This window comes from Zunongwangia sp. HGR-M22 (genome assembly GCF_027594425.1).
Taxonomy (GTDB): domain Bacteria; phylum Bacteroidota; class Bacteroidia; order Flavobacteriales; family Flavobacteriaceae; genus Zunongwangia.
The window spans coordinates 2,627,731-2,643,239 of sequence record NZ_CP115159.1 but is presented as its reverse complement, the minus strand read 5'-3'; the positions used below and the strand labels follow the sequence as shown (position 1 = coordinate 2,643,239).

At 34.2% G+C, this 15,509-nt stretch carries 17 protein-coding genes; 9 read left to right on the top strand and 8 right to left on the bottom strand.

Features of this window, described 5'->3' with window-relative positions; translation table 11 throughout:
• Window positions 1-43: 43 nt before the first annotated feature.
• Window positions 44-1,117: a DUF3810 domain-containing protein gene (locus PBT91_RS11655; RefSeq protein WP_270058636.1), complete on the bottom strand. Its 1,074-nt coding sequence runs from the start codon at window positions 1,115-1,117 to the stop codon at window positions 44-46.
• A gap of 265 nt (window positions 1,118-1,382) precedes the next feature.
• Between PBT91_RS11655 and PBT91_RS11650 the strand changes: the two genes are divergently transcribed.
• Complete coding sequence (locus PBT91_RS11650; RefSeq protein ID WP_270058635.1) at window positions 1,383-2,843, top strand: aminoacyl-histidine dipeptidase; 1,461 nt, start codon at window positions 1,383-1,385, stop codon at window positions 2,841-2,843.
• Window positions 2,844-2,909: 66 nt separating this feature from the next.
• Here PBT91_RS11650 and PBT91_RS11645 read toward each other — a convergent pair whose 3' ends face one another.
• The 3 genes from PBT91_RS11645 to PBT91_RS11635 are packed head-to-tail and all read right to left on the bottom strand — an operon-like array spanning window position 2,910 to window position 5,637.
• Window positions 2,910-4,028 carry a peptidylprolyl isomerase gene (locus PBT91_RS11645; protein WP_270058634.1) on the bottom strand — a complete coding sequence of 373 codons (1,119 nt, stop codon included), beginning with the start codon at window positions 4,026-4,028 and terminating at the stop codon, window positions 2,910-2,912.
• Between the two features lie 41 nt (window positions 4,029-4,069).
• A complete protein-coding gene (gene gldI / locus PBT91_RS11640) occupies window positions 4,070-4,624 on the bottom strand; it encodes a gliding motility-associated peptidyl-prolyl isomerase GldI (RefSeq protein ID WP_270058633.1) in 555 nt (184 codons plus the stop codon).
• Window positions 4,621-5,637 carry a DHH family phosphoesterase gene (locus PBT91_RS11635; protein WP_270058632.1) on the bottom strand — a complete coding sequence of 339 codons (1,017 nt, stop codon included), beginning with the start codon at window positions 5,635-5,637 and terminating at the stop codon, window positions 4,621-4,623. Before PBT91_RS11635 ends, gldI begins: the two co-directional genes overlap by 4 nt.
• A 485-nt stretch (window positions 5,638-6,122) precedes the next feature.
• On the opposite strand from PBT91_RS11635, the gene PBT91_RS11630 reads away from it, so the two are divergent.
• A complete protein-coding gene (locus PBT91_RS11630; RefSeq protein ID WP_270058631.1) occupies window positions 6,123-6,542 on the top strand; it encodes a nucleoside-diphosphate kinase in 420 nt (139 codons plus the stop codon).
• A 74-nt stretch (window positions 6,543-6,616) separates the two neighbouring features.
• On the opposite strand, the gene PBT91_RS11625 is transcribed toward PBT91_RS11630, so the two are convergent.
• The 3 genes from PBT91_RS11625 to recF are packed head-to-tail and all read right to left on the bottom strand — an operon-like array spanning window position 6,617 to window position 8,410.
• A complete protein-coding gene (locus tag PBT91_RS11625; protein WP_270058630.1) occupies window positions 6,617-6,910 on the bottom strand; it encodes a DUF721 domain-containing protein in 294 nt (97 codons plus the stop codon).
• The gene (locus tag PBT91_RS11620) at window positions 6,897-7,334 is read right to left on the bottom strand and encodes a lipocalin family protein (RefSeq protein ID WP_270058629.1); all 438 of its coding nucleotides are present in this window, start codon (window positions 7,332-7,334) and stop codon (window positions 6,897-6,899) included. Before PBT91_RS11620 ends, PBT91_RS11625 begins: the two co-directional genes overlap by 14 nt.
• Complete coding sequence (gene recF / locus PBT91_RS11615; protein WP_270058628.1) at window positions 7,331-8,410, bottom strand: DNA replication/repair protein RecF; 1,080 nt, start codon at window positions 8,408-8,410, stop codon at window positions 7,331-7,333. The genes PBT91_RS11620 and recF overlap by 4 nt, the downstream gene beginning before the upstream one ends.
• Before the next feature lie 147 nt (window positions 8,411-8,557).
• Between recF and PBT91_RS11610 the strand changes: the two genes are divergently transcribed.
• From PBT91_RS11610 to PBT91_RS11580, 7 genes are all read left to right on the top strand, one after another.
• Window positions 8,558-9,349, top strand: a complete 792-nt coding sequence (locus PBT91_RS11610) for a tetratricopeptide repeat protein (protein ID WP_270058627.1) — start codon at window positions 8,558-8,560, stop codon at window positions 9,347-9,349.
• Window positions 9,350-9,357: 8 nt separating this feature from the next.
• Entirely contained in the window at window positions 9,358-9,855 is a 498-nt protein-coding gene (gene ribH, locus PBT91_RS11605; RefSeq protein ID WP_270058626.1) for a 6,7-dimethyl-8-ribityllumazine synthase, read from the top strand.
• Window positions 9,856-9,997: 142 nt separating this feature from the next.
• Complete coding sequence (locus PBT91_RS11600) at window positions 9,998-10,291, top strand: hypothetical protein (protein WP_270058625.1); 294 nt, start codon at window positions 9,998-10,000, stop codon at window positions 10,289-10,291.
• On the top strand, window positions 10,292-12,151 hold the full coding sequence (mutL, locus tag PBT91_RS11595) for a DNA mismatch repair endonuclease MutL (protein WP_270058624.1): 1,860 nt from the start codon (window positions 10,292-10,294) through the stop codon (window positions 12,149-12,151). It abuts the gene before it with no gap.
• A complete protein-coding gene (locus tag PBT91_RS11590; protein ID WP_270058623.1) occupies window positions 12,152-12,901 on the top strand; it encodes a rhomboid family intramembrane serine protease in 750 nt (249 codons plus the stop codon).
• Window positions 12,902-13,816, top strand: a complete 915-nt coding sequence (locus PBT91_RS11585) for a rhomboid family intramembrane serine protease (protein ID WP_270058622.1) — start codon at window positions 12,902-12,904, stop codon at window positions 13,814-13,816.
• Entirely contained in the window at window positions 13,817-14,866 is a 1,050-nt protein-coding gene (locus tag PBT91_RS11580) for an endonuclease/exonuclease/phosphatase family protein (protein WP_270058621.1), read from the top strand.
• Here the strand turns inward: PBT91_RS11580 and PBT91_RS11575 are convergent.
• Window positions 14,856-15,509, bottom strand: coding sequence for a WbqC family protein (locus PBT91_RS11575; RefSeq protein WP_270058620.1), 654 nt, complete (start codon window positions 15,507-15,509; stop codon window positions 14,856-14,858). The two genes, PBT91_RS11580 and PBT91_RS11575, sit on opposite strands and share 11 nt — an antisense overlap.

Genomic DNA, 15,509 nt, shown 5'->3' with positions numbered 1-15,509 from the left:
AAAAAGCAGAAAATTAAGAAAAAATAAACAAACCCTTAACTTATTAGAAAGCATTTTCTACATCTTCATAATAATTTACAAGTAAAGCCACTACATAACTATAGCTTCTTAAGCCGTCTTGCTGATTATTCACAATTAGAAAACGATTGTAAAATGCTTGAAATAATGGTTCTAAAGGATTTTCATGTTGCAGCCAAAAACTTTCTACTTCCTGGTAATTTTTTAAAATTCCTGGATTCAATAATTTTATCATTTCTTCACAGCGTTCTTGATCTCTTCTAAAAAGTTCAGCAAGACAATAGCGTAATGCAAAGGTGAAACCACAATATCTAAAGTATGTATCTGGATGGTTTATGGTGACCAAACAGGCAATAAAATTGGCTTCGTTTTCTTTAGCAAATCCTAGTTGGTGACCAATTTCGTGGCTGGCGGTGGTTGGTATTTTAAAGGGTACAATGGTTGTGTTTACCTGAGATTCACCGGTAAATGGGTTTAAGTACCCATTAAATCCCATATAAGTTAAAGGTAGGCTGAATATAGAACGCTTTAAGCTTCTCCCAGTGTACGAAAGTTGAGGAAAATCATTTTCAATATGATCATAGCCTTCAACGGTTATATCAAAAATTTCAGCTTTAGAATAAGGAATATCAACTTTGGCGGAGTCATCTTCGGTAATTTCAAGATGAATTTTATTCGATTCTTCAATCAATTTTTCAGTAAGAAGAACTAATTCTTCCGTAGAATATTCATTATCGATATCTAAAGATTCGTGCAGCGGAAGTCGATAATAATTGAATCCCCAAAACAAATGGAAACAAAAATAAATAATAGAAAGTGTGGCTAATGCATCTGTAATCCATCTTTTAGGTTTTTGGAAGCGCGTTTGTATTCGTTTTATTAACCACCTGATAAGAAATATGACTAAAATAGCATATACCAGGTCTCCAAAAGAAAAAGGAAGTATTCCCAACGACCATCTCATAATTTTGGATAGAAATGGATAAATTCCGCGACTATACCAACTTTCTACAAAAAGTTCGTGACCTTTTAAAAGATTGATTATTATAATCTGAAAAGGCAATAGGATGGCGAGTAGTATTTGAGGCTTATTTTTCACACTCCCAAAAATAGGATTTTAATTGTAAAATTTTAATCTCATAAATAGTATATTATCTATTGCCGGTATGTGCTATGCGGAATTTTGATTCTTAGTCAAGATTATAGAATTTTGAAATAACTATTTTTCAGCATAAAATAGCTAAAAATGGCTTTTGAGAATAGCTTATTTATTTTTCCCTTCAAATTAAGATAGAATTATAGTTCTTCTCTTTAATTCTCAATTAAATAGCGTTAATTTTGAAAATACATCAAAAAATAGAACAATGAATGATGAGATAAGGGATTTACAACCCAAAGCGCTATGGAGTAATTTTGCAGATTTAAATGCAGTTCCAAGAGCTTCAAAAAAAGAAGAAAGGGTAATAGAATTTATTAAAGATTTCGGCGAAAATTTAGGCTTAGAAACGCTGGTTGATGAAACCGGAAATGTAGTGATTCGTAAAGCTGCTACTCAAGGTTTTGAAGATCGCAAGATGGTGGTGTTACAGTCTCATTTAGATATGGTGCATCAAAAAAATAATGATACAAATTTTGATTTTGATACGCAGGGAATCAAAATGCATGTTGATGGTGATTGGGTAAAGGCCGATGGTACAACCCTAGGAGCTGATAATGGTTTGGGTGTAGCTACGATCATGGCTATTTTGGAAAGCGAATATATAGCCCATCCAGCTATTGAAGCACTTTTTACTATAGACGAAGAAACCGGAATGACAGGTGCTAAAGGTTTATCACCAGAGTTGTTGAAAGGAGATATTTTACTGAATCTGGATACTGAAGAGGATAATGAAATTGGTATAGGATGTGCCGGAGGTGTAGATATTACTGCTTTGCGTGAATATGAACAAGAAAACAACCCAGAAAACTCTGTAGGATATAAAATAGTTGTTAAAGGATTGCAAGGTGGCCATTCTGGTATGGATATCATAAAAGGTTTGGCCAATGCCAATAAATTAATGGCAAGATTGTTATATACTGCTTATCGTGATTTTGGGTTAAGAATTTCTAAATTACAAGGTGGTGGTTTAAGAAATGCAATTCCTCGGGAAAGTGAAGCTCTTGTAGTGGTCGATAAAGAAGATACTAATGTATTTGTACAGCAAATGTTAGTATGGATTGGAGAAATTAAAAAAGAATATGCCAGTCTTGAACCTAATATGGATATTAGTATTTCTGAAGCTGAGGTTAGCGGTGATGTAATGAAGGTAGAAGATCAAATGGAAATTATTAAAGCTGTCGCTTCCGCACATAATGGTGTTTATAGAATGAGTCCTGATATTGAAGGTTTAGTTGAAGCCTCTAACAATATCGCCAATGTTGTTGTAGCTAATGGGAAAGCGAAAGTAAAATGTCTTACCAGATCCTCTGTAGAGTCTGTTAAGAGCGACCTTGCACATAGTCTTCAGGCAAGTTTTGAATTAGCAAAATTCAAGGTGAAGCAATCTGGAGAATATCCAGGTTGGGCACCAAATCCAAATTCTGAAATTCTTAAAGTTTTAGATGAAATTTATCAAAAGCAGAACGGTGAGAAAGCCGATATTGCAGCTTGCCATGCAGGATTAGAGTGTGGAATTATTGGAAATCACTATCCTGAGATGGATATGATTTCTTTTGGGCCAACCATTAGAGGAGCGCACTCACCAGATGAAAGAGCAAGTATTTCTTCGACTCAAAAATTCTGGGATTTCACCTTAGAAGTTTTAAAGAATATTCCGAAGAAATAAAATAAATCTAAAAATAAAAAAAATCCTGCCAATTGGCAGGATTTTTTTGTTTTATCAGTTGAATTATTAGTCTTTAATCTCAACTAGTTCTACGACAAAAATTAAATCGGTGTTAGGTTCGATTGGTCGTTTACCACGCTCACCGTAAGCAAGATGACTAGGAATGTATAATATTGCTTTATCGCCAACTTTCATTTGCATTATTCCCTCTTTAAATCCTGCAATCATTGGGGAATCTGGGCCATACTTAAGGCTTAAAGGTGCGTAACCACCCTGCATACTTCGCATTTCGTTGAAAATATCAAACTTTTTTGCTATATCTTCTTTGCTAGTGTCAAAAATACCACCATCCAAAAAGTAACCTTCATAATCTACACCTACTTGTTGTCCTATTTTAGGTTTTGGACCGTTCCCTTCTTTCAAAATATAAATTCCTAAACCACTTTCTAGTGTTTTAGCTTCTTCGCGATATTTATCGAACATCGCTTTATTTTCCTTTTTAGTTTCTTCAAGTTTTCTTGCTTCCTCTTCTTCAGCTTGTTTTATTTTTTCAAGCTCTTCTTTAAAAACTTCAGGTGCATCAAACTTTCTGGCAGCTTTTCCTTTTCGTATAATTTCAACAGTATTAATAGTGACATCTTTTACCGGGCGGTCTCTTGGATCTGTCTCTACTTTTCCTATTGCATCTACTACATCTTGCCCTTTAACTACTTTCCCGAAAACAGTATGTCTTCCATCTAAATTTGGAGTAGGTACAAGCGTTATAAAAAACTGGCTGCCATTGGTTCCTGGGCCAGCGTTGGCCATAGAAAGTATTCCTTTAGAATCGTGGCTTAAGCTATCGATAGTTTCGTCTGGAAAACGATAACCCGGGCCGCCACGTCCTGTACCGGTAGGATCACCTCCCTGAATCATAAAACCATCAATAATTCTATGGAAAATAAGTCCGTCGTAAAAATTTTTATCTTTGTAGGTACTATCTACCATTGTGCTGTTTCCTTCGGCTAGAGAGACAAAACTAGCAACAGTAATAGGAGTTTGGTCATAATATAATTCGGCTACAATGGGACCCATTGAGGTGTCGAATTTGGCATACATACCATCTTCTAAATCTGGGTAATCTTCCTTACAGGCTGTAAAAACCAGTACAATAGCGCTTAAAACTAAAAGGCTAAATTTCTTCATTTTAATAATTTTAATTTTAGAGGTAAATGTAATTAAGATTTTTAATTTATAGAGTCTTGATCTATAATAGAATGTAATGTTACAGTAGTTTTAATAGGTATATTGATGCCTATTTTATTTTTATCTCCATAGTATCCAAAAGCTTTGTAAGACGGGAATAAAAAGGTGACCGTTTCGCCTGCTTTCATTAATTTGATACCATCTCTTAAGCCACTAAATAATTTTTCCTGATCTACTGCGTACTCCTTGGTAGGTTTTTCTCCTTTTTCATAAATCATCTGGTTATCCAGCGTACTTATGTAATAATCAAAATTCACTACGTCCCCAAATTCAGGTCGAATAGAGGAAACTGAATCCATTACCTTTTCATTATAAAAGTACCAGAATCCGCTGGTGCTTGCGATATAGTTTTTGGTGCTATCTTGTGCAATTATTTTTTTAATTTTAGATTCTTCTTCTGCCAACAATTTTTTGTTGTACGCAACAGATTCGTTTATATAGCTCCCTGAATTCTGACTCACAGGATAACGTGCTTCTGGAGATTTACAGGAAATCACTGCGGAAATAATTAAAAAAATAAAGAATAATTTTTTCATGCCTGAAGTTGTTCTTTATAATCTGGAAGCAAACTATTAAATTTAACGATGGTGTCATTCATATTTTCGTCGCTTCTGCCGCCGGCCGCGTTGTTATGTCCACCACCATTAAAATGAGTTCTGGCAAATGTATTTACCGAAAAATTACCTTTAGATCTGAATGATATTTTAATAATTCCTTCCTGTTTATTTTCTATAAAAATAGCTGCAAAAATAATTCCATCTAAAGATAAACCGTAATTAACAAAGCCTTCTGTATCACCTTTTCTAAAATTATTGGCATCTAACTCTTCCTGGCTCATGGTTATATAGGCCGTTCTGTACTGTCGGTTAACTTTTAAATTATTAAGTGCGACACCTAATAATTGCAGGCGGCTTTCAGAATTTGTATCAAATACATCTTGATGGATATCACTGTTTTTTGCGCCCTTATCAATAAGATCGGCTATTACGCGATGAGTGGTTGCACTGGTACTGCTAAATCTAAAAGATCCTGTATCTGTCATAATACCGGTGTACAAACAACTGGCAATCTGTGGAGTGATCTTATTTTTAGCGCGCAGTTTATCTATAAAATGATAGACCATCTCGCAGGTAGAACTCATTTTAGGATTACTATAGGTATAATCGGCATAAGTTGCAGGTTCCTGATGGTGGTCGATCATTATAAACGTTGCCTTACTGGCCTCTAATGCTTGTTGCATATCACCACAACGGGAAAGGTCATTAAAATCCAACGTGAAAATAATTTCAGCGTCCTCGATAATGCTGTTGGCATCAGCTGTATTTTCTTCGTAAATTATAACCTCATCATTGCCCGGTAACCATTTTAAAAAAATTGGATACTCGTTAGGAGCGATAACTTTAGCATTATGCCCCTTTTCTTTTAAGAAATGCATTAAAGCCAGGGTGCTTCCTATAGCATCACCATCGGGTCCTTTGTGCGGAACAATAACTATATTATTAGCTCTGGACAACTCCGCCGTAATCTCTAAAATATTTTGTTCTATCATAAGAATTGTAAATATACAATTTAATCCTCTTTAAGAATCTTCATTCTTCCTGTTCCAATTGCAATACTCTTTTTTGCTATACAATTTAAGTATGAAGCTTTTTGCAAGTGAAAGAACAAAAATGCTTAAAATTTTGCGATTTTCAATTGATTAATTGTATTGAAGGAAAATCACCCGTTTATTTTCAGTATCAATTCATATATTTTGACTAGTTCAATTTTCAATCGATTTCAAAATTTTTGAAAAGGATTTACTGTGATTTTCAATTTATTGATTGATGGTTGCTTCGTCGATTAATAACTCTAATCATTGTAATTCATTAGTTTTTTACTGAAAATCAGTTATTTGTTTGTTGATGGTTGAATGCTGAAATTTCATTTTCAACAAAATTTCAACTCTATTTTTAGAAAGTTGATATAAAGTTTTAATAACCTTGTATTTGCAGGAGAATTGGTTACTTTTGCTGAAAATTTAAATAAAAGAAAATGGCAGGAAACAGAACTTTCACCATGCTTAAGCCTGATGCTGTAGAAAAAGGGCATATTGGTGCAATTTTAGATCAGATCAATGCTTCAGGTTTTAGAATCGTAGCCATGAAGTTAACGCAAATGACGAAGGCAGATGCAGAGACTTTTTACGCGGTTCATAAAGAACGTCCGTTCTTTGGAGAATTGGTAGAATTTATGACAAGAGGACCAATAGTTGCTGCAATCCTAGAAAAAGAAAATGCAGTAGAAGATTTTAGAACTTTAATTGGTGCTACAAATCCTGAGGATGCTGCTGAAGGAACTATTAGAAAAAAATATGCTTCTTCTGTAGGAGAAAATGCAGTTCACGGTAGTGATAGCGACGAGAACGCTGCTATCGAGGGGTCTTTTCATTTTGCAGGAAGAGAAATGTTCTAAGAACTTTTTGACTATAAATAAAAAAGCTATCCAATTTGGATAGCTTTTTTTTATGTTTCTTTTTGAAAGTACTATTACCGAAGCACCAACTTTTCGATTAATTTTTTCCCCAACTCTTCATTAAGCATTTTTACGATTTTTTCTTTTCCGTAGCTTAATTCTTCTCGCAATACCGAAGAGCTTAGCTGTACAAATAATGTAGTGTCTTGGAGTTTGATCGCCGTGGTATATTTCTGGATTGCCGGTCCCATTTGTTTATTCCATGCATCGCGAACATGAACTTTGTCTAATCCTTTTTCCAGATTATTTTTTTCTACAAAATCTTTTAGAACGTCGCCTATACTTAGATTTTCGTTATTTCTCTTCATTGGTTTCGATACTTATTGGGGTGTATTTTTTATAGTGATAGATTTTATCCTGGTCGTTTTTTATTACCAATTGATCGTTAGAAGCATTTAGCACCGTTTCTTTCCAGCTATCGTAAGATGTTTTGTAATAAATTCTAAGACTATCTTCTTCAATTTTTAACTCTAATTTTTCTGCGGAATTACTGGTCTTAAACGAACCATCCATTTGAGGTCGAACCTTTGTGCGTTGTCCTGTTCTACCTTCAATTTCTAAGTAATCTACATTTTGATTTACCTTATAGGTGATCGTAGAATCTTCACTAACTTTCACTTTGTCAATTTCCCAATAGCCTTCTAGATATTGTATTTGCTCCTTAGGATTTTGCTTACTACAACTTAAAAGAAATAAACTGAATACAAAAAAGATGAGTCCTCTATTTTTCACAATTTGAAGATTTTATAGGTTTGATTACTTTCTTTTACGACTTTCTCGGTTCTATCGGCGTGGGTATCGCTTATAAAAATTTGTCCTAATTGATTGGTTGCCACCAAAGCCACAATGTGAGCTACACGTTGTTCGTCTAATTTGTCAAAGATATCATCTAATAATAAGATTGGATTAACCCCGCTTATTTTTTTTATAAAATCGAATTGTGCCAACTTGAGAGCGACTAAAAACGATTTTTGCTGTCCTTGCGAACCAAATTTTTTAATAGGATGACCTTCAATTTCAAAGCTTAGATCATCTTTATGCGTTCCTACGCTGGTATATTGCAATACCATATCTTTTTGAAGTTGATCTTCCAGAAGTTGAGAAAGTGATTTCTCGGAAAGCTGACTTTTATACTGAATACTTACCGGTTCTTGATTATTGGTAATGTCTGCATATCTTTTATTGAAGATTGGCACAAATTCATCTAAAAAATCTAAACGTTTTTTATGCAATTTTGTGCCCAAATCATTAAGCTGCAGATTATAAACTTCTAAGGTTTCCCGATCAAAAGTATGGTTAGCAGCAAAATATTTTAAGAGTGAATTTCGCTGCGATACAACTTTGCTGTAATTTATCAAGTTGTTAAGATAGATGTTGTCACTTTGCGAGATCACACCATCCATAAACTTTCTGCGCGTTTCACTACCTTCTATTATAAGGTCGCGATCTGCCGGAGAAATAATCACTGCCGGTATAAAACCAATATGCTCACTTACTTTTTCGTAAGGCTTTTGGTTTCTTTTTATAACTTTTTTTTGTCCGCGCTTTGCGCTCACCAATATTTGTTCGTCTTGATTGTTTTTTTCAAAAGTTCCATCGACTACAAAAAAATCGGCATCGTGATTTATATTCTGACTTGTAATTGGATTAAAATAACTTTTTCCAAAAGCAAGATGATAAATACTGTCTAAAACATTCGTTTTGCCCACACCGTTATGTCCCACCATGCAGTTAATTTTAGGGTCAAAATCAAAAGAAGTAGATTCCAGATTCTTGTAATTTAAAATAGATAGGTGTTTTAAATGCATAAAGTGTTGGAATTCAGTATTTTTAAGCTTTTGGGTTTTAGGTTGCGTATCCAAAGCGAAAGAGCTGAAAATATTGAAAAAATACAAATAAATTCCCTTTTAATTTTCACAAAATATTATATTTTTGCCACGCATTAAAAATATCTTATGGCAACTTATAAGAAAAGAGGATATAAATCACCAAAGGAGAAAATCCAGGACGTTGAAGAAGGAAATGAAAACGAGTATGTAGATGGAGAATCTACTACCGAAGAAGTTTTTAACACTTTAGATGAAGGCGCTAGCCGTACAGAAACATGGGTAGCTGAAAACCAAAAATATATTTATATAGTTTTAGGTGTTGTTATCGTAGCTGTTCTTGGTTACCTTGGTTATGAACAATGGATACAAGAGCCTAAGAAAGCTGAAGCCGCTAACGAGATGGCACAGGCACAAAATTATATGCAGGCAGCTATGAGTGCAGGAGCTTCTGAAAGTGATTCACTTTATAATCTTGCTTTAAACGGAGGTGAAGGTAAATACGGTTTTCTTGATATTATCGATAACTACGGTGGAACGCCAAGTGCTAATATCGCTTCTTATAATGCTGGTTTCGCTTATCTTTATACAGGTAAATATCAGGAAGCTATAGAGCATCTAGAAGATTTTAGTAGTGATGACGAAGTTCTTGCTCCACTTGCAACTGGTGGTATTGGTGATGCATTTATGCAATTAGATCAGCCAGAAGAAGCTTTGGATTATTATGTGAAAGCTGCTAATATGAGATCTAATAGCTTTACGACGCCTAAATTTTTATTGAAAGCAGCTGTTACGGCATTAGAATTAGGAAATGCTGAAGATGCTTTAGAATATCTGAATAAATTGGAAAATGAATATCCAGAGTCTACAGAGGCAGAGCAAGCTCCAGTCTTTAAAGGTCAGGCTCAGGCAACGAAGTAAATACATATATGGCAACCGAAGGAAATAATCTATCGGAATACGATAAATCTACAATCCCAAACGCGAAAGAATTTCGGTTTGGGATTGTTGTTTCAGAATGGAATGAAAAAGTAACTGAAGGTTTATTTCAGGGAGCTTTTGAAACATTAAAAGAACATGGTGTACTAGAAAAGAAAATAGTTCGCTGGAATGTACCAGGAAGTTTCGAATTAACTTATGGCTGTAAGAAAATGCAGGAAACTTATGATATGCTGGATGGTATTATTGCAATTGGTAGCGTGATCCAGGGAGAAACAAAGCATTTCGATTTTGTGTGCCAAGGCGTTTCAAACGGTATTACCCAGTTAAATGTGAATAGTGATACGCCTGTAATTTTCTGTGTACTTACAGATAATAATATGCAACAAGCGCTAGATCGTTCTGGTGGAAAGCATGGTAACAAAGGAACCGAAGCTGCCATAGCTGCCATAAAAATGGCACAATTAAGAAAAGAAGCCAGATTTTAATAATCTTAGGTAGCGCAAAATTATAATCTAAATGCCGCTTTTAAAGCGGCATTATTATTGCTTTTCTATATTTCACAAAAGAGCTCTTCTATTTTAGAAAGCTTTTGATTAAATTTGATGTACCACAGTTAAAGCAATAATTTTGAGAGTCAATTTTTTAAAAACAAAAAAAAATACCCGCTACAACTACACACCTCGTTACTATCAGGGTAAAAAAGTGGGTAATATTTACGATTTTGATTCGAAATTTAATAAATATAGAGAGATCACAAATGATATCGATTTTGGCGCACAATGGTCTAGAGACCGAGAATCTAGCCGAAATCGAGGCAATCGTGAAATTAACCGACGTGTAATTTACGTTGCTTTAATTCTCATATTTATTTTTTTATGGATTATAGATTTTGATTTGTCTATCTTCTCGAATCCTCGTTAAATGAGTGATATAATACAACTTTTACCAGATCACGTTGCCAATCAAATAGCAGCGGGAGAGGTAGTACAGCGACCAGCTTCTGTTATTAAAGAATTGCTGGAGAACGCTATAGATGCTCATGCGCAAAATATTCAGGTTGTAATAAAAGACGCAGGTAAAACCCTAATTCAGGTAGTGGATGATGGTGGTGGAATGAGCCTTACCGATGCTCGTATGTGTTTTGAGAGACATGCAACTTCCAAAATTAAATCTGCTGAAGATCTTTTTAGTTTAAATACTAAAGGATTTAGGGGCGAAGCTTTAGCCTCGATTGCAGCAATTGCACACGTAGAACTTAAAACCAAACCAGAAGACGAAGAAGTTGGAACTTGCATTAAAATTGAAGGAAGCAAAGTAACTTCTCAAGAACCTTGTGTGACACCTAAGGGAACTTCGCTATGTGTAAAGAATCTTTTTTATAATATTCCTGCACGAAGAAATTTTTTAAAATCTGATGCGGTGGAATTACGCCATATTATTGACGAATTTCAACGTGTTGCAATGGCACATCCTTCTATTTCATTTTCTCTTTTTCATAATGGAGCGGAACTTTTTCAGTTGCCATCAACTAATCACAGGCAGCGAATAACAAATATATTTGGCGCTAAGACCAATGAAAAATTGGTCCCGGTAGAGGAGGATACTGAAATTGTAAAAATTTCAGGTTTTGTTGGTAAACCGGAATTTGCTAAGCGGAGTAGGGGTGAACAGTTCTTCTTTGTTAATAATAGATTTATAAAGAGCCCATATCTTAACCATGCAGTTTCTGCGGCATTTGAAGGTTTACTGAAAGAAAAAACCTATCCCAGCTATTTTCTTTATTTGGATGTAAATCCTAAAAGTATTGATATAAATATACATCCAACAAAGACTGAAATTAAGTTTGATGATGAGCATGCGCTTTATGCGATGCTAAGGAGTGCTATAAAACATAGTTTGGGGCAGTTTAGCGTAGCTCCGGTGTTGGATTTTGATCGCGATGCAAACTTAGATACGCCCTATGATTATAAAAACAAACAAGCTGAAGTTCCTAAGATTGAAGTAGATCGCAATTTTAATCCTTTCGAAAATGAATTTAATACGGCTTCAATACGATCAGGAAAAAATACTAGTTTCAAAAGAGAGTCTAGACAATCCTGGGAGAGCTTATATTCAGGATTAGATACAGGTACAGAACCTGATCAAAATCATTTTAATCAGGTTGAATTTGAAAGCGAAGAAGTCACTGGAAAACTGTTCGACGAAAATCATTCAGAACCGGAGGCAGGTACTTTTCAACTTCAGAAGAAATATATAGTTTCTACTTTAAAAAGCGGAATTTTAGTTATCGATCAAAACCGCGCTCATACTAGAATACTTTACGAAGAGCTTTTAAAAAATATTACGATCGCTGCTGCTGTAAGTCAACAGCTACTGTTTCCTTTAGAATTGCAATTTAATACGCATGAAATTGAAATGCTGAAAGAAATTAAGGAATCTTTAGAACAAACTGGTTTTATTTTTTCTAATATTGACAGCGAAATCGTAGAGATTACAGGCATACCCACCTTAATAAGTGAAAGCGAAGTGGGGATGTTACTAGAACAGTTATTGTCTGACTTTGAAAATGAAGTGCCCGATAATGGATTTTCACAAACCGATTTGCTGGCAAAATCCTTAGCAAAAGGTATGGCGGTTAAATCGGGTACGTTATTAAATAGTACAGAACAACAGCATATTGTAAATCGATTGTTTGCGTGTAAAGAACCAGGTGTTAGTCCTTTTAACAGATCTGTGTTTGTTACGTTAACTGTTGATGAATTGGATAAAAAGTTTACCTAAATGGGAAGAATTTCAGAATCTGTAAAAGTAATCTTAGTTGCTAATATTTTATTTTTTATAGGCAGCCAGCTTATTGGTGAAAAAGCTTACGAGTTATTTGCCCTATGGTTTCCTGAAAATCAAAATTTTCATTTTTGGCAAATTATAACGCATATGTTTATGCATGGCGGGATATCTCACATATTTTTCAATATGTTTGGTCTTTATATCTTTGGGAGTTTCTTGGAGCAAAGCATCGGTCAAAATCGATTTTTATTCCTTTATTTTTCAGCAGGGTTAGGAGCTGCAGGACTTCAGATTTTATTTGCCTATCTCGACTTTAATTCGGCCTACAATGCGCTAATTGAAAATGGTGCTACCGTAGCTCAGATTAACGATTTACTCAATCAATTTGATGGGAAAGCCTATGGAATGATGTATAACGGAGGCAATGCATTGGTAAACGATTTGGCGAGTTCTTTTATGGTTCCTATGGTTGGTGCATCGGGAGCAATTTTTGGTGTTATGGCAGCTTTTGCAGTTATTTTTCCCAATTTGCCATTATACATCATGTTTATCCCAGTTCCCATAAAAGCAAAATACTTAATTGGCGGATATTTTCTTTTAAATGTTTACTCGGCAGTTACTGGTCAAACTTTGTTTGGTCCTTCCAATACGGCTTATTGGGCTCATATAGGTGGTGCAATCATTGGATTTATCACAATGTGGTACTGGAAGAAAAATCAGTTCAACCAAAACCGATGGGATTAAATGAAAACATCTGATAAGATAAGGTATAAAATAAATACAGCTTCGGTTACAGAAAAGCTTATTGCTGCAAATGTGATTGCATTTCTATTATTTGGATTATTAAATACCATCTTCACATTATTTAATATTCCTGGCTTCCAATCTTTTTATAATTGGTTTGTTTTGCCATCAGATCCGGCTGAGTTTATTCTAAAGCCTTGGACTATTATAACTTATTCTTTTCTGCATGGTGGTATTTGGCATTTACTATCCAATATGTTGATCCTGTATTTTTCAGGAATGTATTTTTTAAACTTTTTTAGTCCTAAAAGATTGCTCAATTATTATTTTTTAGGAGTGCTTATTGGAGCGTTAGTTTTTATGCTGAGTTATAATTTGTTTCCTGCATTTGCTGGTGGTAAATCTTATTTGGTTGGCGCTTCTGCGGGAGTAATGGCTGTTCTTATTGGCGTGGCTACGCAAGCTCCCAATATGTATATTAGATTAATGATTATAGGAAATATTAAATTTTGGTGGTTAGCTGCTTTCCTTGTCGCTCTGGATGTGATACAAATTCCTATGGGAAATGCAGGCGGACATTTAGCTCATTTGGGTGGAGCTGCATTAGGTTATCTTTATACCACGCAGTTGCATAAAGGAAATGATATTGGTGCGTGGTGGGAAAACATTATGGATGCAGTAGCAAGTTTGTTTAAAAAGAAAGAGAAGAAAGCTCGGATGAAGACTGTTCATAAGAATGTCAGCAAAAAAAAGTCAGCAACTTCAAATTCTTCTAGACATAAATCTAATACGATGTCCAAGTCTGAAAAGCAGCAGGAAATTGATGCTATTTTGGATAAGATAAGTAAAAGCGGATACGAAAGTTTAACAAAAGCCGAAAAAGACTTTCTCTTTCAGGCCGGCAAAGATGATTAAATGAAGAAATTATCATGGTTTGATAAGTTTATTTTTTTTCTAAATTCTTTATTAGCTATTGGGCTTATTATAGCCTATTTTTTACCCTATATTCCACCTAAAAGTTATCCTTTAATTTCGGTTTTAACGCTGGGTGTTCCTATTTTAATAATGGCTAATTTAGTTTTCTTTCTATATTGGTTAATAAGGATGAAAAGGCAAATGCTGCTATCGCTAATAATTATGATAGTAGGTTTTGGCTTTGCTTCTAAGTTTTATCAATGGCCTTATAAAGAGAATAACCCCACGGGTGATTACTCTATAATGAATTATAATGTTCGCATGTTTAACAAGTCTAAATGGACAGATGAAGAAAATATTACCGAAAAAATTAATGCCGTAATTGAAGAAAAAAATCCTGACATATTAACTATCGAAGAGTATTACAAAAATGAATATTTAGAAGCAAAATATCCTTATCAATTTATAAAATATCGAACTGATAATTCTTCATTTGGTCAGGCTATATTTTCTAAATTTCCTTTACTTTCTAAAGAATCTATAGATTTTAATGTTGACGATTTTACAGGAGAAAATAATAATGCTATATTTTCTGATGTCGTAATTGATAAGGATACTGTAAGACTTTATAATATTCATTTTCAGAGTTTAAAAGTAACAGAAGATATTCAGGATGTTAATAATTTGAAGCATAAACAGGAATCTAAAAAAGTAGTCAAAAACATTTCAGGTGGATTTGTTCGTCAACAAAGACAGGCAGAAAGAGTTGAACGATCTTTTAAAGATGTTCGTTATCCTATAATCATTAGTGGAGATTTCAATAACACTGCTTTTTCACATACGTATGCTCATGTGAGAAATGGTCGTTTTCAAGATTCTTATGTAAAAAAAGGAGGTGGGTTTAGTAGTACTTATAATTTAAACTACTTCCCATTAAGAATCGATTTTCATCTTTTGGATACTGTTTTTGAAATTAAATCTTATGAAAGAATCAAAGTGCCATATTCAGATCATTATCCAATATTAACAACATTTTCTTTCAAAAATTAATGTCGGGCAATTTCTGATTTTCAAGAAATTCCAAGCTCTGCGGACCAAGATTGAAAATTAAATCTAGAATACTGAGGTTATTTATAAAACCATGTTTTGGTTCAAATACCTGGGCGTAGCGTTGCGATTCAAAATTAAAGTTTTTCTTAGCTGTGATGAGATGTCTGCCGTTATCCATTTCCTTCGGATTACTAAAATATTCTTTAGTTTTAATAATTTCAGGTTCAATCCCTAGAGCGTCAAAAGCAAAATTTTGACAGTGATAATTAAACTCCATTAAATAATCATATCTATTTTCATATAATGGAAGTAGTTCGTCTTCGTAAAATTCAAAGAAAGGAGAGGTTTGATATGACGCTTTAAGTGCACGCCAGTGTTGCTTTTGCCATTCGAAAGAATTATCAATTAAAACTTTTTTATAACTCTGATGGTCGTTTGATTGATTCTTCTCGATAGACGTTCTATGTTTTATCGGAATATTTAGTAACAATTTTCCATTGGCATCGTAAATGTACATTCGATTGCGATACGTTTGCTTTTGATAATTATCTTCATTTTCAAAGATAATATTCTCGTATTGAGAAATTACGGCATATTGGGAAACCGGCCCAAAATAGGCCGGATGTATTAGAACAGTACTCAT

Excerpts from the sequence above, each read along its gene's own strand:
- PBT91_RS11650 (WP_270058635.1), top strand. The coding sequence starts at position 1,383 with ATGAATGATGAGATAAGGGATTTACAACCCAAAGCGCTATGGAGTAAT.
- PBT91_RS11645 (WP_270058634.1), bottom strand. The coding sequence starts at position 4,028 with ATGAAGAAATTTAGCCTTTTAGTTTTAAGCGCTATTGTACTGGTTTTT.
- gldI (WP_270058633.1), bottom strand. The coding sequence starts at position 4,624 with ATGAAAAAATTATTCTTTATTTTTTTAATTATTTCCGCAGTGATTTCC.
- PBT91_RS11635 (WP_270058632.1), bottom strand. The coding sequence starts at position 5,637 with ATGATAGAACAAAATATTTTAGAGATTACGGCGGAGTTGTCCAGAGCT.
- PBT91_RS11630 (WP_270058631.1), top strand. The coding sequence starts at position 6,123 with ATGGCAGGAAACAGAACTTTCACCATGCTTAAGCCTGATGCTGTAGAA.
- PBT91_RS11625 (WP_270058630.1), bottom strand. The coding sequence starts at position 6,910 with ATGAAGAGAAATAACGAAAATCTAAGTATAGGCGACGTTCTAAAAGAT.
- recF (WP_270058628.1), bottom strand. The coding sequence starts at position 8,410 with ATGCATTTAAAACACCTATCTATTTTAAATTACAAGAATCTGGAATCT.
- PBT91_RS11610 (WP_270058627.1), top strand. The coding sequence starts at position 8,558 with ATGGCAACTTATAAGAAAAGAGGATATAAATCACCAAAGGAGAAAATC.
- ribH (WP_270058626.1), top strand. The coding sequence starts at position 9,358 with ATGGCAACCGAAGGAAATAATCTATCGGAATACGATAAATCTACAATC.
- mutL (WP_270058624.1), top strand. The coding sequence starts at position 10,292 with ATGAGTGATATAATACAACTTTTACCAGATCACGTTGCCAATCAAATA.
- PBT91_RS11590 (WP_270058623.1), top strand. The coding sequence starts at position 12,152 with ATGGGAAGAATTTCAGAATCTGTAAAAGTAATCTTAGTTGCTAATATT.
- PBT91_RS11585 (WP_270058622.1), top strand. The coding sequence starts at position 12,902 with ATGAAAACATCTGATAAGATAAGGTATAAAATAAATACAGCTTCGGTT.
- PBT91_RS11580 (WP_270058621.1), top strand. The coding sequence starts at position 13,817 with ATGAAGAAATTATCATGGTTTGATAAGTTTATTTTTTTTCTAAATTCT.
- PBT91_RS11575 (WP_270058620.1), bottom strand. The coding sequence starts at position 15,509 with ATGAGTACTGTTCTAATACATCCGGCCTATTTTGGGCCGGTTTCCCAA.